Source organism: Streptomyces bluensis, from assembly GCF_014650715.1.
GTDB lineage: Bacteria > Actinomycetota > Actinomycetes > Streptomycetales > Streptomycetaceae > Streptomyces > Streptomyces bluensis.
In genome coordinates this window covers 383,028-401,216 of record NZ_BMVM01000003.1, presented here as the reverse complement: position 1 = coordinate 401,216, position 18,189 = coordinate 383,028, and the positions used below count along the sequence as shown (strand labels likewise).

Sequence of the window (18,189 nt, the reverse complement as noted above, 5' to 3'; positions counted from 1 at the left end):
AAAAGGAACCCGGACAAGAACGCGCAGACGAACCCGAACAAGAGCGGGGCGGCGAACCCGGAAGAGAGCGCGGAGCAGACCGTACGGGACGCGATCAGCGCGCCGGACGCCACCGGGGTCCCGAGACGGGCCACCCGGCGCTTCCCCCGGTTCACCCGTGACACCGCGCGCCCCGAAGGCGGTGGCCGCGCGGCGCCCCGGGACGCCCCGGCACCGGCCCGTCAGTGGCCGATCCTCGCCGTGCTCTCCGCCGTCGGGCTCGGACTGCTGCTGACCGCGCTGGACGTGTTCCGGTTCGGCACGATCCTGGTCGGCGCCGCCCTGATCGGCGGTGCCGTCCTGCGCTGGGCCCTGCCCGACGTCGGCATGCTCGCCGTGCGTTCCCGGTTCACCGACATGGTCACGTACGGCTTCCTCGGCGCCGGGATCGTCCTGCTCGCGATGATGGCCCAGCCGAACCCGTGGCTGGAGATCCCGTTCCTCGACGACACCCTCCACTTCACGATCAGGTGACGCGGCAACGCGCACAGCGGTGGCCCGTCCACTCCCCCTCGGGGTGAGGACGGGCCACCGCTGTCATCGGGACCGGCGCGGGCCGGTCCGGCTCACCAGGTGTTCTACAGGACGGCGGCCCGTCCTCTCCCCCGAGTCAGGACGGATCGCCGTCGCGGTCAACGCTCGGGCACGGCGAACACGGCCTTCAACAGCTGTCGGCCCGCTGTGGCATGGAGGTGACCATTCCGCCACGGTTTCTCCGTCCGGCGGGGCGGTCGTAGCCCTGGGGCGGTCCGGGAACGGGGACGGCGGTGGGACACTGGACCGCGGACCAGGGGGGTGGGGGGCGGCGCATGCCGTGGCCCGAATGCTCCCGTGCGCGCCCCCACTTCGGGAACTGGCATCCTGACCAGACGCATCCCACAGGGTGGTTCGGAGCCGTCGCCACGAACGTAACGAACCGGGCCAGGGCACCACGCGCGGGAGAAGCAGTACGGGGGAAAGATCAGGCACGTTCGGGGGGAAAGAGGGGGGAGCAATGCCTCGTTGGAGGGATCTGCCCGATGAACTCGATCCGCAGGTCAAGGAGTTCGCCGGCCAGCTGCGGCGACTCGTCGACCGCAGTGGGCTGAGCATTGCCGCAGTGGCCGACCGCACGGGTTACAGCAAGACGTCCTGGGAGCGCTATCTGAACGGCCGGCTCCTCGCGCCCAAGGGTGCGATCGTCGCGCTGGCCGAGGTGACCGGGACCAATCCCGTGCACCTGACGACCATGTGGGAGCTGGCCGAGCGGGCCTGGAGCCGCTCGGAGATGCGCCACGACATGACCATGGAGGCCATCCGTATCTCCCAGGCGCGCGCCGCGCTCGGGGAGTTCGGGGAGTTCGGGGAGCCCGGCACGAATCCGCCGCCCGCCAAGGGCAAGAGCGGCAGGGCGGGCCGCAGTGCGACCGCGACGCCGGGTGTGGCAGGCCCGGCGGGCGTGGCCCCCACGGTCCCGCCCTCTTCCGCGCCTTCTATCGCAGGCTCATCCGCGGGCTCGTCCGCGGGCTCGTACGGTGCGGCTTCCGGGAGCGGTGGGCCCGGGAGCGGGGCTTCCCGGGGCGGCGGTTGGGGAGTTGCCGCCTCACCCTCGGACCCGTACGGGCCCTCGCACGGCTCCGGCACGTCCGGTGGGTTCGGTCCGGCCGGGACCCCGCAGGACGCCCGGCCGGGCGGGGGCGGTTCGTCCGGCGGGGGAGGGGGGAAGCGGCGGCTGACCATGTTCCTGGCCGGTGTCGTCGGTGCGGGTGTGGTGGTCGCGGCGGCCTTCTTCCTCACGGGCGGCGGCGACGAGAAGTCGGCCGACGACAAGCCGTCCACGCCCGCGACCTCAGCCGGCCCCGACCCCGATCTGCCGCCCGGTGTGAAGTGCGGCGGTGGCAGCTGCACCGGCAAGGACGCCGAGGCGATGGGGTGCAGCGGTGAGCTGGTGCGGACCACCGACAGCGTCACCGTGGACACGACCCAGGTCGAGGTCCGCTACAGCGAGACCTGTGGCGCGGCCTGGGCGCGCATCACCGCCGCCACGCAGGGGGACGAGGTGCGGGTGAGCGTGGGCAGGACGAAGCAGACCGCCACCGTCGAGACGGTCGGCGACACCACCGCGTACACCCCGATGGTCGCCGTGAAGGACGCGGGTGACGCGACGGCGTGCGTGACGCTTGCGGCGGGCCAGGAGGGCTGCACGCAGTAGGGGCGGCAGGGGTGCGGTCGCCGGGTGGAGCGGGGTGCCCGGACGTGACACCCCGCCACTCAAAGTAATCGTGGGGCAAGGGGAATGCCCGCGGCCGGCCGGGGCATGCGGACAGTACCCCCACGGGAGTCCGGCCGTCCGGGAGACCCAGTCCCCCTCCCGGCCCGGCACCCCCACAAGGCGGCCGCTTCGTCCCCCTCTCCCGGACGGCGGCCGCCTCTTCGTTGCCCCCCTTCGCCGCCGTTGGGCCGCTGTGGGACGGGCCACACACACCGGACCGTACGAGATCCCGGATGCGCGATAGCCTGACCGGTGGATCTCTCTTGACGCCAAGAGATCGATCATCTGTACGTCCCACCCGGGGCAGGGACCGCCCCACCGCCAGCTGTCATACGGAGAACGCCATGACCCGCACTCCCGTGAACGTCACCGTCACCGGCGCGGCCGGCCAGATCGGTTACGCCCTGCTCTTCCGCATCGCCTCCGGCCAGCTGCTCGGCGCGGACGTGCCGGTCAAGCTGCGCCTGCTGGAGATCACCCCCGCGCTGAAGGCCGCGGAGGGCACCGCCATGGAGCTCGACGACTGCGCCTTCCCGCTCCTTCAGGGCATCGACATCACGGACGACCCGAACGTCGCCTTCGACGGCACGAACGTGGCCCTGCTCGTCGGCGCCCGCCCGCGCACCAAGGGCATGGAGCGCGGTGACCTCCTGGAGGCGAACGGCGGCATCTTCAAGCCGCAGGGCAAGGCCATCAACGACCACGCCGCGGACGACATCAAGGTCCTCGTCGTCGGCAACCCGGCCAACACCAACGCCCTCATCGCCCAGGCCGCCGCTCCGGACGTACCGGCCGAGCGTTTCACCGCGATGACCCGTCTCGACCACAACCGCGCGCTGACCCAGCTGTCGAAGAAGACCGGCGTCCCCGTCTCCGAGATCAAGAAGCTGACGATCTGGGGCAACCACTCCGCCACCCAGTACCCGGACATCTTCCACGCCACGGTCGCCGGCAAGAACGCCGCCGAGGTCGTGAACGACGAGAAGTGGCTCGCCGAGGACTTCATCCCCACCGTCGCCAAGCGCGGCGCCGCCATCATCGAGGCCCGCGGCGCCTCCTCGGCCGCCTCCGCCGCCAACGCCGCGATCGACCACATCCACACGTGGGTCAACGGCACCGCCGAGGGCGACTGGGTCTCCATGGGCATCCCGTCGGACGGTTCGTACGGTGTGGCCGAGGGGCTCATCTCCTCCTTCCCGGTCACCGTGCAGAACGGCACGTACGAGATCGTCCAGGGCCTGGAGATCAACGACTTCTCCCGCGCCCGCATCGACGCCTCCGTCCAGGAGCTCGCGGAGGAGCGCGAGGCGGTCCGCGCGCTCGGCCTCATCTGAGCGTCGGAGGAATCCGTCACCACACCGAAACAGGCCCCGTCCCGGTTCCGCCCGGGACGGGGCCTGTCCACGCCGAGCGGTGTCTATCCGAGCCGTTTCTCGAAGAAGTACGCCCCGTAGGCGTCGTCGTTGTAGCGGGGGATCTCCGTGTACCCGCACGCCCGGTACAGGGACTGAGCCTCGGTCAGCGAGGCGTGCGTGTCGAGGCGTACGACGGCGTACCCGCGCTCCTCGGCCTGCCCCTCCAGTTCCGCGAGCAGCCGCCGGGCGAGCCCCAGCCGTCGGGCGTCCGAGTGCACCCACACATGCCGGATCTCCGCGACCCGGCCCGCCTCGTCGAACCGCGTCAGCGCCCCGCAGGCCACCGGCCGCCTCTCCTCGTACGCGACCAGGAACGCACCCGACTCCCCGGACACCTCGCCGGGTTGGACGAGGGTGGCCGGGTCGTAGCCCTCGGGGAACCGTTCGTCGATGTCGGCGGCGTAGGCGTCGAGGCAGGCCCGGGCGTCGGGGTGCCCTCCGTCGACGACCTCGACCCGGATGGCGGCGAGCCGCAACAGCCGCTGTGCGCACCCGAGGGCACCGGTCAGCTGCTCCCGCTGGCGGGGGGTGAGTCCCTTGAGCAACCCTTCGGCCAACGCGTCGGCCCGAAGGTTCTGTTCCGCCACCTCGACCCGCCCGGCCGACGTGAGCTCGGCGATCCGCAGCCGGCTGTCACCGGGATGCACGCGGACCCGTACGAGACCCTCCGCGTCCAGCGCCTTCACCATCCGGCTCAGATACCCGGCGTCCAGCCCGAGCCGCGCCCGCAGGTCCCGCAGCGAGGCTCCGCCCTCCCCGATCTCGAAGAGGAGCCGCGCCTCGCCGAGGGGGCGGTTCTGGCCGAGGTAGTGGTCGTCGAGCGCGCCGATCCGGCGCGTGAAGTACCGGTTGAAGCGCCGCAGACTCGCGATGTCCTCCGTGGCCACGGCCGATGTGTTCACCGTCGTGGGATGGCTGGCCCTCATTTCTTTGACCGTAGTCAAAGAAATGAGATCTGTCGACGGTAGGGTGCCGCCATGGCCATGCCTCGGGGCGAACTGATCGAGCGGGTGGATGAACAGGACCGCGTGGTGGGGCTCGTCGACCGGGCCGAGGCGATCTCGCGCCACTGGCTGCACCGCATATCGACCACTGTCTGCCGCGATCCCGAAGGCCGCATCCTCGTCCACCGCCGCGCGAACGACGTGTCCCGCTTTCCGGGCCAGTACCACTGGCTCACAGGCGGCGCCGTGGACGTCGGTGAGACCTACGAACAGGCGGCGGCCCGCGAACTCGGCGAGGAACTGGGGGCCGTCTCCGCCGCACCCCGCTTCCTGTTCAAGTACCTCTGTCACGGAGAGATCAGCCCCTACTGGCTCGGCCTCCACGAAACCGTCCTCACCGAGCCGGTCACCCCCGACCCGGCGGAGATCTCCTGGTACGCCTGGCTCACCGAAGGAGAACTCCGGGCGGCGGTCCGCCACCGGCCGTTCGTGGGCGACGGCAGGGGCGCGCTTCGGCGGTACCTGGACAAGGGGAGTTCGTGTGGCACGTCTGTGCGGTGACCGTTGGCCGTGCGAAACGGTTTCCGGTGTTCCCGCGGCCCCTCTATGCTGAGGGTTTCTCACCTGGCCTGAAGCGCAAGCCAGTTCACACATCGGGGGAGACGTGTGAGTACCGCCAGCGTGCCATCACAGCCGCAGTCACAGCCTCAGCCACAGTCGGATTCACAGCCGGCAGCAACGGCACCACCCGCCGCGCCACCGACACCGTCGGCCCCGCCGCCCATCCCGCCGCATGCCAGCGAGGCCAGTCGTCTGCTGTGTGCCGGGACCTACCTCGACTCCGCCTACCGGGACCGGGTCATCGAGGAACTGGACCTCAACGAGCAGCGGATCGTGGCGCCCTCCCTGGGGTTCGACGCGGCCCGCGTCCTCGCGCACGCCCTGCGGGCCCGCCGCCTGGAACTGGCCTGGGCCGGGGCGATCGTGGGCCTGTGGGTGGTGGGCCTGCTGGTGACCGACTTCCTGCTGGCGGGCTACCTCCTGCCCAGCGTCCTGCTGGCGATGGGGACCGCCCTCCGCGGCGACGACGACCGCCCGCCGTTCCCGCGGCGACTGGCCGCGTTCGTCGTCCGCTGGCTGGGCCGGATCGTGTTCGGTCTGTTCCTCGTCGCCACGGTCGTCTTCGCGTTCTCCGGCGGCGACTCGTCGTCCGAGCCCTCCTGCACCTCGTACGACTCCTACGGCACCTGCCAGTCGTACTCCTACGACGACGGTACGGGCTTCTGGGACTTCCTCAAGGGGCTGCTGCCCGCCGTGTCGGAGATGGTCGGCGGCGACGCCTCGGTCCAGGCGTTCCAGGCCTGGCTGGCGCTCGTGCTCTTCGTGGCCGTCGCCCTGTGCACGGGCGCCCAGCGCAGCCAGTTCGTGCGTGCCCTGAGCGGTGAGCTGTCCCCGGAGCGGTTCCCGGACGCCGCCTCCGACCCCGCGGAGAGCGAGGACAACCGGCGGTTCCAGCGGCTGAAGGAACGCATCCGGCTGGAGCAGCGTGCGCCGCTGATCATGTACCACGAGGCCCGTCCGTTCTGCGGCGCCGGTGCGGCCTACGACACCTGGGTGCTCGCCGTCGAGCTGCGGCCCGACGGCATGAAGAAGGTCCGGCCGATGAGCAACCGGACGATCCTCGACGTCGTCCGTCCGCTGATCGAAGGGCTGCGGCTGCCCTCGGAATACGCCGGACACGCCGTGCGCGACCGGCTGCGCTGGCTGGAGATCGACGAGTGCGTGTTCCTTCCCGCCGAGGGACTCGGCAGCCGTGAGGACGCCCCGTACAACCAGGAGGCGTTCGAGGAGCACCGCGCCCGCGCGGTGGAGGAGGGCGCCGAGAAGCGGCGGCACTTCCTGCGGGTCCGCGTGGGCGGCTGGGAGGAGGAGCTGGTCGTCACCGTCTACGTCCGGATCCACACCCAGGGCCGCATGCTGATGCTGGAGATCGCCCCGCACGTACTGCAGCCGATCCGCGCGGACTTCAAGGACGCCGACCGCACGGCCCACCGGTTCCGCAGCAACAGCACCTTCGGCAAGGCCACCTGGGCCGTCGGCCAGGTGCCCCGCTCCGCGATCGGCTCCCTGGTCACCCTGGGCCACGGCGCGGCCTACGGCTGGCAACTGCTCACCGGCGGCTACGGGAACGCGCTGCCCGACGGCCCCGCGATGTCGGTGCGCGAGCTGGGCTCGGCACGGTCCGGGTCGCTCTTCCAGCAGATGGACGTCGACCGCTACCTCAGGAGCGTGCAGGACCGCATCGCGAACGGGGTGCGCACGGCGCTGGCCGACCACGGCTACCAGACCGGCGAGTTCGTGCAGAAGGTGGTCAACATCAGCGGCGGCGGGGTGCACATCGACTCCGTCGCGGGCAGCACGTTCGCCGTCGGCTCCCACGCCCGCGCCTCCTCCGCCTCAGCCACCGGCGCTTCCTCCGACTCCTCCACCACGAGCGGCGGCTCCGCGCCGCGGAAGCAGAAGGGAACCGACAGCGATGGCAACGGATGAGCCGAACGTCCGCATCGGCGACGTCTCGCACAGCACCTTCGCCATCGGCAGCCACGCGCACGCCGAGAGCCACCACGGCACGGGCGGCCCGCGCGACGCCGCGGCCGAGGAACTGCTGAAGGCGGTGCGCGAGCTGCGCGCCGACCTGACCCGCGTACGGGCGGACGAGCGGACCCGCGAGCTGGACGCCGAACTGGCCGACACCGAGGACGAGATCAGCCGTACCGGCACGGTCGGCGAGAGCAGACTGCAGCGGCTGCGCAGGCTGCTCGCGGACTCCGAGGCCCTGGTGAGCCTGCTCGCCTCGGCCGGAGCCGTGGCCGGTGCCGTGACAGGACTGCTCGGAATGTGAGGGGGACGCGATGAACGGGGGACAGCGGTACTGGAACGAGGAGACCCAGCGCTGGGAGGACGGCACCCGGGAGACGGCCCACGCCACCCCGCCACCACCGGGCCGACCCGACCACGAACCGGCGGTGGCCGCACCGCACGGCGACGACGAGGGAGTCCTGCCCCCGGCGGCATCCGAGTCGCCGGGGACCCCGCCACCTCCGACACCTCCGCCGCCTCCCCCGGCTTCGGCGCCCTGGCCGTCCGGCCCCGCCTGGCCGCCCGCGGACCAGCCGTCGGAGCCGGTGGGCGGCCGGTTCGACCGGCGTCGCGTGTGGGCGGCAGTGGTGGCCGGGGCCGCCGTGGTCGGGGTCACCGTGGGCTTGGTGCTCACCCAGACGACCGGTGGCGGCGACGACGGCGGGCGCGACCGGAAGGCCGGCGAGACGGTCACCCCCACCGACCCGGCGGGGACGTACACCTCGGAGTCGCCCACCGGTGACGTACCGCAGGAGACGCCCTCACCGTCCCTGACCGCGGCCCAGCTCCCCACGGGCTACGAGTCGTTCGACGACCCCGAGGGGTTCCGGACGGCCGTGCCCGAAGGCTGGGAGCGCGACTCCGTGCCGTCCCAGTACGGCATGGACGTCGTCAACTTCCGCAGCCCGGACGGCGAACAACGCATCCAGGTGTTCCAGGTGGCCGAGGCGACCCCGCAGGAGTCGTTCGACCTGTTCCTGTCGCCGGACACCCCGAAGTCCGACAGCTTCCGGGAGCTCGGACGGCAGGACCTGAGCGACGGCGACTTCGTGGGGGAGCGGCTGGAGTACCTGGTCGACTCGATCCGGGGCGAGCCCGACGTCGGCACCTGGCATGTCGTCGACACACGCTTCGCGGCCGCGGACGGCACGCTCTACGCGGTGGCCGTGTACGGCCGCGACGACGACGGCCGGAGCGACGAGGTCTCCATGTCCGACACGGCGGTGGGCTGGTTCTGCCCGCCGGGCGCCACCTGCGCGAGCTGATCACACGCGTCAGCGGGCTGATCACACGCGTCATACGCGCGTTCAGTGACGCTGCGCACTTCCAGCCATCGATCGTGCATGCATTCCGGGGGCGGGGGCAGGCGCTCACGGCCCCCGGAGTCACACCGCTGTGACACAGGGGCAGGGGGCACAGGGGCACGGACCTGGAACGGAAGGCAACTGCGAACATGGCAGGACAGCAGGCGCAGCGCAGCATCCACGTCGGCGGCGAGTGGCTGGACGCCGTCTCGGGTGCCACGCGCGAGATCCTCGACCCGGCGGACGCCAAGCCGTTCGCCGTCGTCGCGGAGGGTGACGAGCGGGACGCGGACGCCGCCGTCGCCGCCGCCCGGCGTGCTTTCGACGAGGGCACGTGGGCCCGTACACCCGTGGCCGAGCGGGCCGCCCTGCTCCGCCGTGTCGCCGATCTCCTCGTACGCGACCGCGAAGCCCTCGGGCGGCTGGAGAGCCGCGACGCGGGCAAGACCCTGGAGGAGGGGCGCGTCGACATCGACTGTGTCGCGGACGCGTTCCGCTACTTCGCCGACCTCGTCGTGGGCGAGGGCGGCGGCCGGGTCGTCGACGCGGGCTCCGAGGACATCCACAGCGTCGTCGTGCACGAGCCCGTCGGTGTCTGTGCGCTGATCACGCCCTGGAACTATCCGCTGCTCCAGGCCAGCTGGAAGATCGCCCCCGCGCTGGCCGCCGGGAACACCTTCGTCGTCAAACCGAGCGAGATCACGCCGCTCACCACCGTCGCCCTCGTCGAACTGCTCGTCGAGGCCGGGCTGCCGGACGGCGTCGCCAACATCGTGACCGGGCCGGGGCACTCGGTCGGGGCGCGGCTCGCCGGGCATCCCGACGTCGACCTCGTGTCGTTCACCGGCGGACTCGTCAGCGGTACGAAGGTCGCGCAGGCCGCCGCCGTCGGCGTGAAGAAGGTCGCCCTGGAACTCGGCGGGAAGAACCCGAACGTCGTCTTCGCGGACGCCTGCGCGACGGAGGAGGGCTTCGACACCGCCGTCGACCAGGCCCTCAACGCCGCCTTCATCCACAGCGGCCAGGTCTGCTCGGCCGGGGCACGGCTGATCATCGAGGAGTCCGTGCGCGAGCGGTTCGTCGCCGAACTGGCCCGCAGGGCGAGCCGTATCCGGCTCGGGCGCGGCACCGAGGAGGGCGTCGAGTGCGGCCCGCTCGTGTCCGAGCAGCAGCGGGAGAAGACCGAGGCGTACGTCGCGTCCGCGCTCGCCGAGGGCGCGGTGCTGCGGACGGGCGGCAGGCGGCCCGAGCCGACGGCCGGGCGGCCCGCCACCGGGTACTTCTACGAGCCGACCGTCCTCGACCGCTGCCACCGCGAGATGCGGGTCGTGCGCGAGGAGGTCTTCGGGCCGGTCCTGACGGTGGAGACCTTCCGCACGGAGGACGAGGCCGTGGCGCTCGCGAACGACACCGAGTACGGGCTCGCGGGCGCCGTCTGGACCGCCGACGCGGGGCGTGCGCGGCGCGTCGCCGGGCGGCTGCGGCACGGCACCGTCTGGATCAACGACTTCCACCCCTACCTCCCGCAGGCCGAGTGGGGTGGTTTCGGCAAGAGCGGAGTGGGACGCGAACTCGGGCCCAGCGGCCTCGCCGAGTACCGCGAGACCAAGCACGTCTACCAGAACCTGGCGCCGAAGCCGGTGCGGTGGTTCGGGGGCTGAGCCCCTCCCCCCGAGGCCCCTCTCCCACTCCGAGGCACCGTCTCCCGCCCGGTCACTCTCCCACTCTGGAGCACCCCCATGCACCAAGACACGGATCAGTACACGTACGACTACGTCGTCATCGGCGGCGGCACCGCGGGCTCCGTCATCGCCTCCCGCCTCACCGAGAACCCCGAGGTGACCGTCGCCGTCATCGAGGGCGGACCCAGCGACGTCGGCCGGGACGATGTACTCACCCTGCGCCGCTGGATGGGCCTCCTCGGCGGCGAGCTCGACTACGACTACCCGACGACCGAGCAGCCCCGCGGCAACTCCCACATCCGGCACAGCCGCGCCCGCGTCCTCGGCGGCTGCTCCAGCCACAACACGCTGATCGCGTTCAAGCCGCTGCCCTCCGACTGGGACGAGTGGGAGGCGGCGGGCGCCAAGGGCTGGGGCGCGGTGCCGATGGAGGCCTACTACGCGCGCCTGAAGAACAACATCGTCCCGGTCGACGAGAAGGACCGGAACGCCATCGCCCGCGACTTCGTGGACGCCGCGCAGACCGCCCTGGGCGTCCCCCGCGTCGAGGGCTTCAACAAGAAGCCCTTCCACGACGGCGTCGGCTTCTTCGACCTCGCCTACCACCCCGAGAACAACACGCGCTCCAGCGCGTCGGTCGCCTATCTGCACCCGGTCATGGACGAGCGGACGAACCTCCGCCTCCACCTGGAGACCTGGGCACACCGGCTGGAGCTGGACGGGACGCGCGCCGAGGGCGTGCACGTCCGCACCAAGGACGGCGAGGAACTCCTCGTACGGGCCCGCCGCGAGGTGCTGCTGTGCGCCGGCGCCGTCGACTCGCCCCGGCTGCTGCTCCACTCCGGCATCGGACCCCGCGCGGACCTGGAGGCGCTCGGCATCACCGTCACCCACGAGCTGCCCGGCGTCGGCGAGAACCTGCTCGACCACCCGGAGTCGGTCATCGTGTGGGAGACGAACGGGCCGATCCCGGAGAACTCCGCGATGGACAGCGACGCCGGCCTGTTCGTGCGCCGGGACCCCGAACACACGGGCCCCGACCTGATGTTCCACTTCTACCAGATCCCGTTCACGGACAACCCGGAGCGCCTCGGGTACGAACGGCCCGCGCACGGCGTCTCGATGACCCCCAACATCCCCAAGCCGAAGAGCCGCGGCCGGCTGTACCTGACCAGCGCCGACCCGGCCGTCAAGCCCGCCCTCGACTTCCGGTACTTCACCGACGAGGACGACTACGACGGGCGCACCCTCGTCGACGGCATCCGCATCGCCCGCGAGATCGCGAAGACCGAACCGCTGGCCGGATGGCTCCGGCGCGAGGTGTGCCCGGGGCCGGACGTCACCGGTGACGAGGAGCTCGGCGAGTACGCCCGCAAGGTCGCGCACACCGTGTACCACCCGGCCGGTACGTGCCGTATGGGCGCCCCCGACGATCCGCTCGCCGTCGTCGACCCGGAGCTCAGGGTCCGCGGACTCGACGGCATCCGCGTGGCCGACGCGTCCGTCTTCCCGACGATGACTGCCGTGAACCCGATGATCGGGGTGCTGATGGTCGGGGAGAGGTGCGCGGACCTCGTCGGTGCCACCGCCACCGCCACGGCCGGGGGTGAGGCGTGATGGGCGCGGTCACGAGCACCGCCGCCGGCACCCCCGTCTTCTCGGTCGAGGGCCTGTGGAAGGTCTTCGGGCCGAAGGCCGACCGCGTGCCCGCCGACCCCGAGCTCACCGCGCTCGCGCCCGCCGAACTGCGTTCCCGCACCGGCTGCACGGCCGCCGTCCGGGACGTCAGCTTCGACGTGCGCAAGGGCGAGGTCTTCGTCGTCATGGGACTGTCGGGCTCCGGCAAGTCCACCCTGGTGCGCTGTCTGACCCGGCTGATCGAGCCGACATCCGGCCGGATCGCCATCGACGGCGAGGACGTCCTCGGCATGGACAGGGCACGGCTGCGCGAACTGCGGCGCCACCGTGCGTCGATGGTCTTCCAGCACTTCGGGCTGCTGCCGCACCGGTCCGTGCTCGACAACGTGGCGTACGGCCTTCAGATCCAGGGCGTCGGTAAGTCCGAGCGCCGCGCCCGCGCCCGCGAAGTCGTCGCCAAGGTCGGCCTGGACGGCATGGAACAGCGCAGGCCCGGCCAGCTCTCCGGCGGCCAGCAGCAGCGCGTCGGGCTCGCCCGGGCGCTCGCCGTCGACCCCGAGGTGCTGCTGTTCGACGAGCCGTTCAGCGCGCTCGACCCGCTGATCCGGCGGGACATGCAGGAGGAGGTCGTACGGCTGCACCGCGAGGAGGGCCGCACGATGGTCTTCATCACCCACGACCTGAACGAGGCACTCAAACTGGGCGACCGCATCGCCCTCATGCGCGACGGCCGGGTGGTGCAGCTGGGCACGCCCGAGGAGATCGTCGGCTCGCCCGCCGACGACTACGTGCGGGAGTTCGTGCGCGAGGTGCCCCGTGAGCAGGTCATGACCGTACGCACCGCGATGCGGGCGCCCGCGACCGCCGAGGAGGCCGGGCGGGGACCGGCCGTCGCACCCGACGTGACGGTCTCGGAGGCCATCGAGGCGGTGGCCCGCACCGGCACCCCCGCACGGGTCGTGGACGGCGGCCGCTGCCTCGGCGTGGTCGACTCCGACGCGCTCCTCGGCGTGGTCGCGGGCACGCACCCGGGCGCCGCCCCGAAGCCGATGTCCGCACCGGGCGCCGCCCCGAAGCCGCTGCCCGCAGTCCCCGCGCAGGCAACTGCCGCCCCCGTGCAGGCCACCGACAAGGAGGCCGACGCCGAGGCCGGCGGGGAGGCGGTGTGATGGCCGCCGTCACCGCACCCACCGTCCGGGCCGGACTGCCCGGCCTGCTCAGGCACCGCGCCCTTGCCAAGCTCGCCCTGCTGGCCCTGGCGGCGGCCGTCCTCGTACCCGTCGTGGGCGCCCGCTGGGCGAGCGGCAGCTGGCCGGACGCACTGACCGTGGACCTGTCCGAGCCGCTCGGCAGGGCCAGCGAATGGATCATCGACAACCGGGACAGCCACCCGCTGTTCCTGTACTTCCTCGGCCACGTCAGCAACACGGTCGTGCTCTGTGTGCGCGCCGTCTACCTGGTGCTGCTCGCGGCCGGCTGGGCGGGCGTCACCGCGGCGGCCGCGCTGGTCGCCTGGCGCGTCGCCGGGGTGAGGGCGGCGCTCGGTACGGGCCTGGCGTTCCTCGCCTGCGGGCTGCTCGGCATGTGGGTGCCCACCATGCAGACGCTGGCGCTCATGGTGGTCGCCGTCCTCGCGTCGGTCGTCCTCGGCGCGCTGCTGGGCCTCGCCGCCGGGCTGTCGGACCGCACGTACCGCGTGCTGCGGCCCGTGCTGGACACCATGCAGGTGCTCCCGGCGTTCGCGTACCTGCTGCCCGTCGTGCTGGTCTTCGGCATCGGTGTCCCCGCGGCCGTCCTCGCCACCGTCGTGTACGCGGCGCCGCCCATGGCCCGGCTCACCGCGCTGGGGCTGCGCGGCGCCGACCCGGGCGTCCTGGAGGCCGTCGCCTCGCTCGGGGCGACCGCGCGCCAGCGCCTGGTGACCGCCCGGCTGCCGCTGGCGCGGGGGGAGCTGCTCCTCGGCCTCAACCAGACGATCATGATGGCGCTGTCCATGGCCGTCATCGCGTCCGTCATCGGCGCGGGCGGCCTCGGCGACCGCGTCTACCAGGCGCTCGCGTCGGTCGACGTCGGCGCCGCGCTGGCCGCAGGCATCCCGATCGTGCTGCTCGCGGTCGTCCTCGATCGGGTCACGGGCGCGGCGGGTGCCCGGCTGGGCGGCGACGGCCCCGAGAACTCCGGCCGGTCCAGTGCACTGCTGTGGGGCGGCGCGGCCGTCCTCGCCGTGGCGGTCGCGGTCGCCGCGCGTCTCGCGGGGCGTCGGGAGTGGCCCGAGGCGTGGGCCGTGAACATCGCCGAGCCCGTGAACCGGGCCGTCGACTGGATGACCGCCCACCTCTACTCGGGCGTCCCGTACCTCGGCGGCACCGCCGACTGGGCGGGCCACTTCACCACCTGGGTGCTCGACCCGCTGCGCTCCGGCCTCCAGGGGCTGCCCTGGTGGTCCGTGCTGTTCCTCGTGGCCACCGTCGCCTGGCTGATCGGCACCTGGCGCACCGCGCTGACCGCCGTCCTCGCGATGGCCGCGACCGGGGTGCTCGGTGTGTGGGAGCCGTCCCTCGACACGCTGTCGCAGGTGCTGGCCGCGGTCGCGGTGACGCTGGTCCTGGGCTTCGCGACCGGTGTCGCGGCCGCCCGCAGCGACCGGGTGGAGCGGCTGCTGCGCCCGGTCCTGGACGTGTTCCAGACGATGCCGCAGTTCGTCTACCTGATCCCGGTCGTGGCCCTCTTCGGCGTGGGCCGCGCCCCCGCCGTGGCCGCCGCCGTGGTCTACGCACTGCCCGCCGTCGTCCGCATCACCGCCCAGGGGCTGCGCCAGGTCGACCCGGCCGCGCTGGAGTCGGCCCGCTCGCTCGGCGCGACCGGCGCACAGCAGCTCCGCCAGGTCCAGCTCCCGCTCGCCCGCCCGGCGCTGCTGCTGGCCGTCAACCAGGGTGTCGTCCTCGTCCTCGCCGTCGTCATCATCGGCGGGCTGGTCGGCGGCGGGGCGCTCGGCTACGACGTCGTCTTCGGCCTGGCCCAAGGGGATCTGGCGACCGGGCTGGTGGCCGGCGTCGCGATCGTCTGCCTCGGTCTCGTGCTGGACCGGGTGACGCAGCCGACGGAACGCCGCCGAGTGAAGCAGGGAGCGTGACATGCGACTTCGTACGACTGCTGTGGTGGGCGCTCTGCTGCTGCTGACCGGCTGCGGCGCCGCCGACATGACCAAGCAGGCCTCGCCCTTCGCGAACGCCCAGGGCGCGAAGACGGTGACCCTGTCCGTGCAGTCCTGGGTGGGCGCGCAGGCGAACGTGGCCGTCGCCGAGTACCTGCTCGAACACGAGCTGGGCTACCGCGTCGACACCGTCCAGGTCGACGAGGTCCCCGCGTGGGACGCGCTCAGCCAGGGCCGCGTCGACGCGATCCTGGAGGACTGGGGACACCCCGAGCAGGAGCAGCGGTACGTCAAGGACAAGAAGACGATCGCCCACGGCGGCGACCTCGGGGTCACCGGCCACATCGGCTGGTTCGTGCCGACGTACTTCGCCAAGCAGCACCCCGACGTCACGGACTGGAAGAACCTCGACAAGTACGCCTCCCAGCTCCGTACCCCCGAGAGCGGCGGCAAGGGCCAGCTGCTGGACGGCTCCCCGTCCTACGTCACCAACGACAAGGCGCTGGTGAAGAACCTGGATCTGGACTACCAGGTGGTGTTCGCCGGTTCGGAGGCCGCGCAGATCACCCAGATCCGGCAGTTCGCGAAGGAGCGGAAGCCCTTCCTGACCTACTGGTACACACCGCAGTGGCTCTTCGAGAAGGTCCCGATGACCGAGGTGAAGCTCCCGCCGTACGAGGAGGGCTGCGACGCGGACCCGGAGAAGGTGGCGTGCGCGTACCCGCACACGCCCCTCCAGAAGTACCTCAACGCCGACTTCGCCCGGAACGGCGGTGAGGCGGCGGCCCTCCTGAAGAACTTCAAGTGGACCACCGAGGACCAGAACCAGGTCTCCCTGATGATCGCCGACCAGAAGCTCACGCCTCAGGAGGCGGCGAAGAAGTGGGTCAACGGCCACGAGTCCACGTGGAGGGCGTGGCTGCCCTGAGCCCTTGGCCCTGAACGCCCCGCACCGGAAGGCCGGTAGTGGAGGACGACTACGACGGCGAGTTCCCCCACGACCGCCGGCGGGGAGCCACTACATCCTTGCAGCCTGGAGAGACCACAGGTCAGCGGGTCCGGCAGGTGATGCGGCTGAGGGTCTCGGCAACGTCGGCGAAGTCCGGCATGTGGGAGGCTGCCAGCGCTGCGGCTTCGGGTGAGTGAGGAACGCGCCGTCAACCTCATCCGCTCGGCCGGGGTCGGAACCCTCCACACCCTGCTGACCCTGCCGCCAGAGCAAGGCGAGCCGGAAACGATCACCGGAGTGGTGCCAACTGGCCTCAGTGTTAACGGGGACATGGGCCAGGCCGACGAATTCGGCGCCGGCGGTCCACGTTTTCGGGGCCGGCTGGTCGCCGCGTGCTAGCCGCGCACCGCAGCCAGGCACTCGTCGTACAGGTCCATGATGTCGCCGTTGCCGTCGTTGCCGACCCACGTCATCGATGCGGCGTCCAGGCATGCGAACGCCGTCGCGATCACCGCGAGGGCCCTTGGATCCGCGCTGCCGGTAGCAGCGTCCATACGCGCCTCGATGTGCGGCAGCAGGTCCTCCTGGAACTGCAGCCGCTTTTCGAGCCAACCGGCACGCAGCGACGGGGTGTTGTGCAGGAGACGGAACCGCTCCAGGGCCTGTTCGCGGCTGTCATGCAGGGCCAGAACGGCAGCAACCCCTGCGCGCAGGGCCTCCCAGACACCGACTTCGGCGGGCTGTTCGCTGATCGTGTCCGTCAGGACTTGCCCGAACCGGTGCTGGTTGCCGCCGAGCAGGTCCTCCTTGGTGCCGAAGTAGCGGAAGAGGGTGCGCTGGGAGACGCCGGCCTCTCGCGCGATCTGGGCGATGGTCGTCTGGTCGTAGCCCTGCTCGGTGAACAGGCGCAGAGCCGTCTTGAGGATCTCCTGGGAGGCCAGCTGCCGCGTCCGGTCCCACAGCGTGCTCGGTGCGCCCGTCGCTGTCTTGGCTTCCTGCTTCATGCCACCAGGCTAGCCCAGCACTGCCAGGTCGACACTCACATTAGATTTGGCAGTCGCTGCCAACCCGCCGTACGCTGCCAAAAGGTGGTCACCCCGGCACAGCCCGCCGCCCCACGGCCCGGAACCGCTCACCGATCACCCCCCTACCTCCCAGGAACACGCAAAGGAACGCATCATGTCTGCACCTGCAGCTCTGATCACCGGTGGAACCAGCGGCATCGGCAAGGCGACCGCTGAACTGCTCCACTCTCGCGGCTACCGCGTCATGGTCACCGGCGTCGGCAATGTCGCCAACGCCGGACTTCCCGAAGACGTCATGGTCGTCCGGGCCGACGCACGGTCCCTGCCGGACATCGACCATGCGATGGGCCAGGCGCGCCGGCAGTTCGGCTCTCTCGACCTGCTCTTCCTCAACGCGGGCATCTCCCGTCCCGGCCCGATCGAGTCAACCGACGAAGACGCCTTCGACGCCCTGTTCGACACCAACGTCAAGGGCACCTTCTTCACCCTGCAAAAGGCACTCCCGCTCCTCAACGAGGGCGCCTCGGTCGTGTTCACCGTGGGCGCCGGCGAAGGGGTCGGAGCCGCCATGACAGCCGCCAAGGGCGCTCTGCTCCCCCTCATGCGGTCCCTCGCGCTCGAACTCGCCCCCCGCCGCATCCGCGTCAACGCCGTCAGCCCAGGACTGATCAACACCCCTGCCTACAGCAAGATGGGTGTCTCCCAGGAAATGATCGGCTCCTGGGCTCGGGACGTCCCGCTCGGCCGCGTCGGCGCTCCCGCCGACATCGCCGAAGCCGTGGCCTTCCTCGCCTCGGACGCCGCCGGCTACATCACCGGCGACAACCTCACCGTCTCCGGAGGCGTCGGTGTGCACGCCCGCCCCTGACGAGCAGTTCCACACTGTTCTTCAGGAGGGCCGTCGCCTCCCCCCGGACCAGGCGAAGTCGGCGTTCAGGCACTTCTGGAGGGGCGTGTGCGGGCAGGCGCCCGCCACCTTGTCCGGGTCGGCGTCGCAGCCCTCCTTGCACGGCGGAACTTCGCAGGTCTCCCTGATGATCGCCGGCCAGAAACTCACGCCTCAGGAGGCGGCGAAGAAGGGGGCGGACAGCCACGAGTCCGCGTGGAGGGCGTGGGTGCCCTGAACGCTCCTGGTGTCTGAGAACACC

General features: G+C 71.7%; 15 protein-coding genes and 2 pseudogenes. 14 read left to right on the top strand and 3 right to left on the bottom strand.

What is annotated here, in order from left to right; genetic code table 11:
• Positions 1–93: 93 nt before the first annotated feature.
• The 3 genes from IE262_RS40530 to IE262_RS11830 all read left to right on the top strand — a co-directional run bounded on the left by IE262_RS40530 (position 94) and on the right by IE262_RS11830 (position 3,624).
• Positions 94–513: a DUF3017 domain-containing protein gene (locus IE262_RS40530; protein ID WP_134039667.1), complete on the top strand. Its 420-nt coding sequence runs from the start codon at positions 94–96 to the stop codon at positions 511–513.
• A gap of 520 nt (positions 514–1,033) precedes the next feature.
• Entirely contained in the window at positions 1,034–2,230 is a 1,197-nt protein-coding gene (locus IE262_RS11835; protein WP_189873392.1) for a helix-turn-helix domain-containing protein, read from the top strand.
• A 404-nt stretch (positions 2,231–2,634) separates the two neighbouring features.
• Entirely contained in the window at positions 2,635–3,624 is a 990-nt protein-coding gene (locus tag IE262_RS11830; RefSeq protein WP_189873390.1) for a malate dehydrogenase, read from the top strand.
• 83 nt (positions 3,625–3,707) lie between these two features.
• Here the strand turns inward: IE262_RS11830 and IE262_RS11825 are convergent, their stop codons facing one another.
• Positions 3,708–4,631, bottom strand: coding sequence for a bifunctional helix-turn-helix transcriptional regulator/GNAT family N-acetyltransferase (locus IE262_RS11825; protein WP_189873388.1), 924 nt, complete (start codon positions 4,629–4,631; stop codon positions 3,708–3,710).
• 51 nt (positions 4,632–4,682) lie between these two features.
• Between IE262_RS11825 and IE262_RS11820 the strand changes: the two genes are divergently transcribed.
• The 9 genes from IE262_RS11820 to IE262_RS11780 all read left to right on the top strand — a co-directional run bounded on the left by IE262_RS11820 (position 4,683) and on the right by IE262_RS11780 (position 15,995).
• On the top strand, positions 4,683–5,210 hold the full coding sequence (locus IE262_RS11820; protein ID WP_373305030.1) for an NUDIX hydrolase: 528 nt from the start codon (positions 4,683–4,685) through the stop codon (positions 5,208–5,210).
• Between the two features lie 105 nt (positions 5,211–5,315).
• Positions 5,316–7,199: an AbeC-like domain-containing protein gene (locus IE262_RS11815; RefSeq protein WP_373305029.1), complete on the top strand. Its 1,884-nt coding sequence runs from the start codon at positions 5,316–5,318 to the stop codon at positions 7,197–7,199.
• On the top strand, positions 7,186–7,551 hold the full coding sequence (locus IE262_RS11810; protein ID WP_189873386.1) for a hypothetical protein: 366 nt from the start codon (positions 7,186–7,188) through the stop codon (positions 7,549–7,551). The genes IE262_RS11815 and IE262_RS11810 overlap by 14 nt, the downstream gene beginning before the upstream one ends.
• Before the next feature lie 10 nt (positions 7,552–7,561).
• Complete coding sequence (locus tag IE262_RS11805; RefSeq protein WP_229877216.1) at positions 7,562–8,554, top strand: serine/threonine kinase C-terminal domain-containing protein; 993 nt, start codon at positions 7,562–7,564, stop codon at positions 8,552–8,554.
• A gap of 188 nt (positions 8,555–8,742) precedes the next feature.
• Positions 8,743–10,254 carry an aldehyde dehydrogenase family protein gene (locus tag IE262_RS11800; RefSeq protein ID WP_189873384.1) on the top strand — a complete coding sequence of 504 codons (1,512 nt, stop codon included), beginning with the start codon at positions 8,743–8,745 and terminating at the stop codon, positions 10,252–10,254.
• A 78-nt stretch (positions 10,255–10,332) separates the two neighbouring features.
• Positions 10,333–11,892 carry a GMC family oxidoreductase gene (locus IE262_RS11795; protein ID WP_189873382.1) on the top strand — a complete coding sequence of 520 codons (1,560 nt, stop codon included), beginning with the start codon at positions 10,333–10,335 and terminating at the stop codon, positions 11,890–11,892.
• Positions 11,892–13,082: a quaternary amine ABC transporter ATP-binding protein gene (locus IE262_RS11790; RefSeq protein ID WP_189873379.1), complete on the top strand. Its 1,191-nt coding sequence runs from the start codon at positions 11,892–11,894 to the stop codon at positions 13,080–13,082. The genes IE262_RS11795 and IE262_RS11790 overlap by 1 nt, the downstream gene beginning before the upstream one ends.
• Positions 13,082–15,046: an ABC transporter permease gene (locus tag IE262_RS11785; protein ID WP_189873377.1), complete on the top strand. Its 1,965-nt coding sequence runs from the start codon at positions 13,082–13,084 to the stop codon at positions 15,044–15,046. Before IE262_RS11790 ends, IE262_RS11785 begins: the two co-directional genes overlap by 1 nt.
• Position 15,047: 1 nt before the next feature.
• Complete coding sequence (locus IE262_RS11780) at positions 15,048–15,995, top strand: ABC transporter substrate-binding protein (protein WP_189873375.1); 948 nt, start codon at positions 15,048–15,050, stop codon at positions 15,993–15,995.
• Between the two features lie 416 nt (positions 15,996–16,411).
• On the opposite strand, the gene IE262_RS11775 is transcribed toward IE262_RS11780, so the two are convergent.
• The gene (locus IE262_RS11775) at positions 16,412–17,020 is read right to left on the bottom strand and encodes a TetR/AcrR family transcriptional regulator (RefSeq protein WP_189873373.1); all 609 of its coding nucleotides are present in this window, start codon (positions 17,018–17,020) and stop codon (positions 16,412–16,414) included.
• Between the two features lie 175 nt (positions 17,021–17,195).
• On the opposite strand from IE262_RS11775, the gene IE262_RS11770 reads away from it, so the two are divergent.
• The gene (locus IE262_RS11770) at positions 17,196–17,909 is read left to right on the top strand and encodes an SDR family oxidoreductase (protein WP_189873371.1); all 714 of its coding nucleotides are present in this window, start codon (positions 17,196–17,198) and stop codon (positions 17,907–17,909) included.
• A gap of 39 nt (positions 17,910–17,948) precedes the next feature.
• Here the strand turns inward: IE262_RS11770 and IE262_RS11765 are convergent.
• Positions 17,949–18,062, bottom strand: a pseudogene (locus IE262_RS11765) (glycine/betaine ABC transporter substrate-binding protein); the annotation flags it as partial.
• On the opposite strand from IE262_RS11765, the pseudogene IE262_RS39415 reads away from it, so the two are divergent.
• Positions 18,061–18,165: pseudogene (locus IE262_RS39415) on the top strand (glycine/betaine ABC transporter substrate-binding protein); the annotation flags it as partial. The pseudogenes IE262_RS11765 and IE262_RS39415 overlap by 2 nt on opposite strands.
• Positions 18,166–18,189 lie beyond the last annotated feature (24 nt).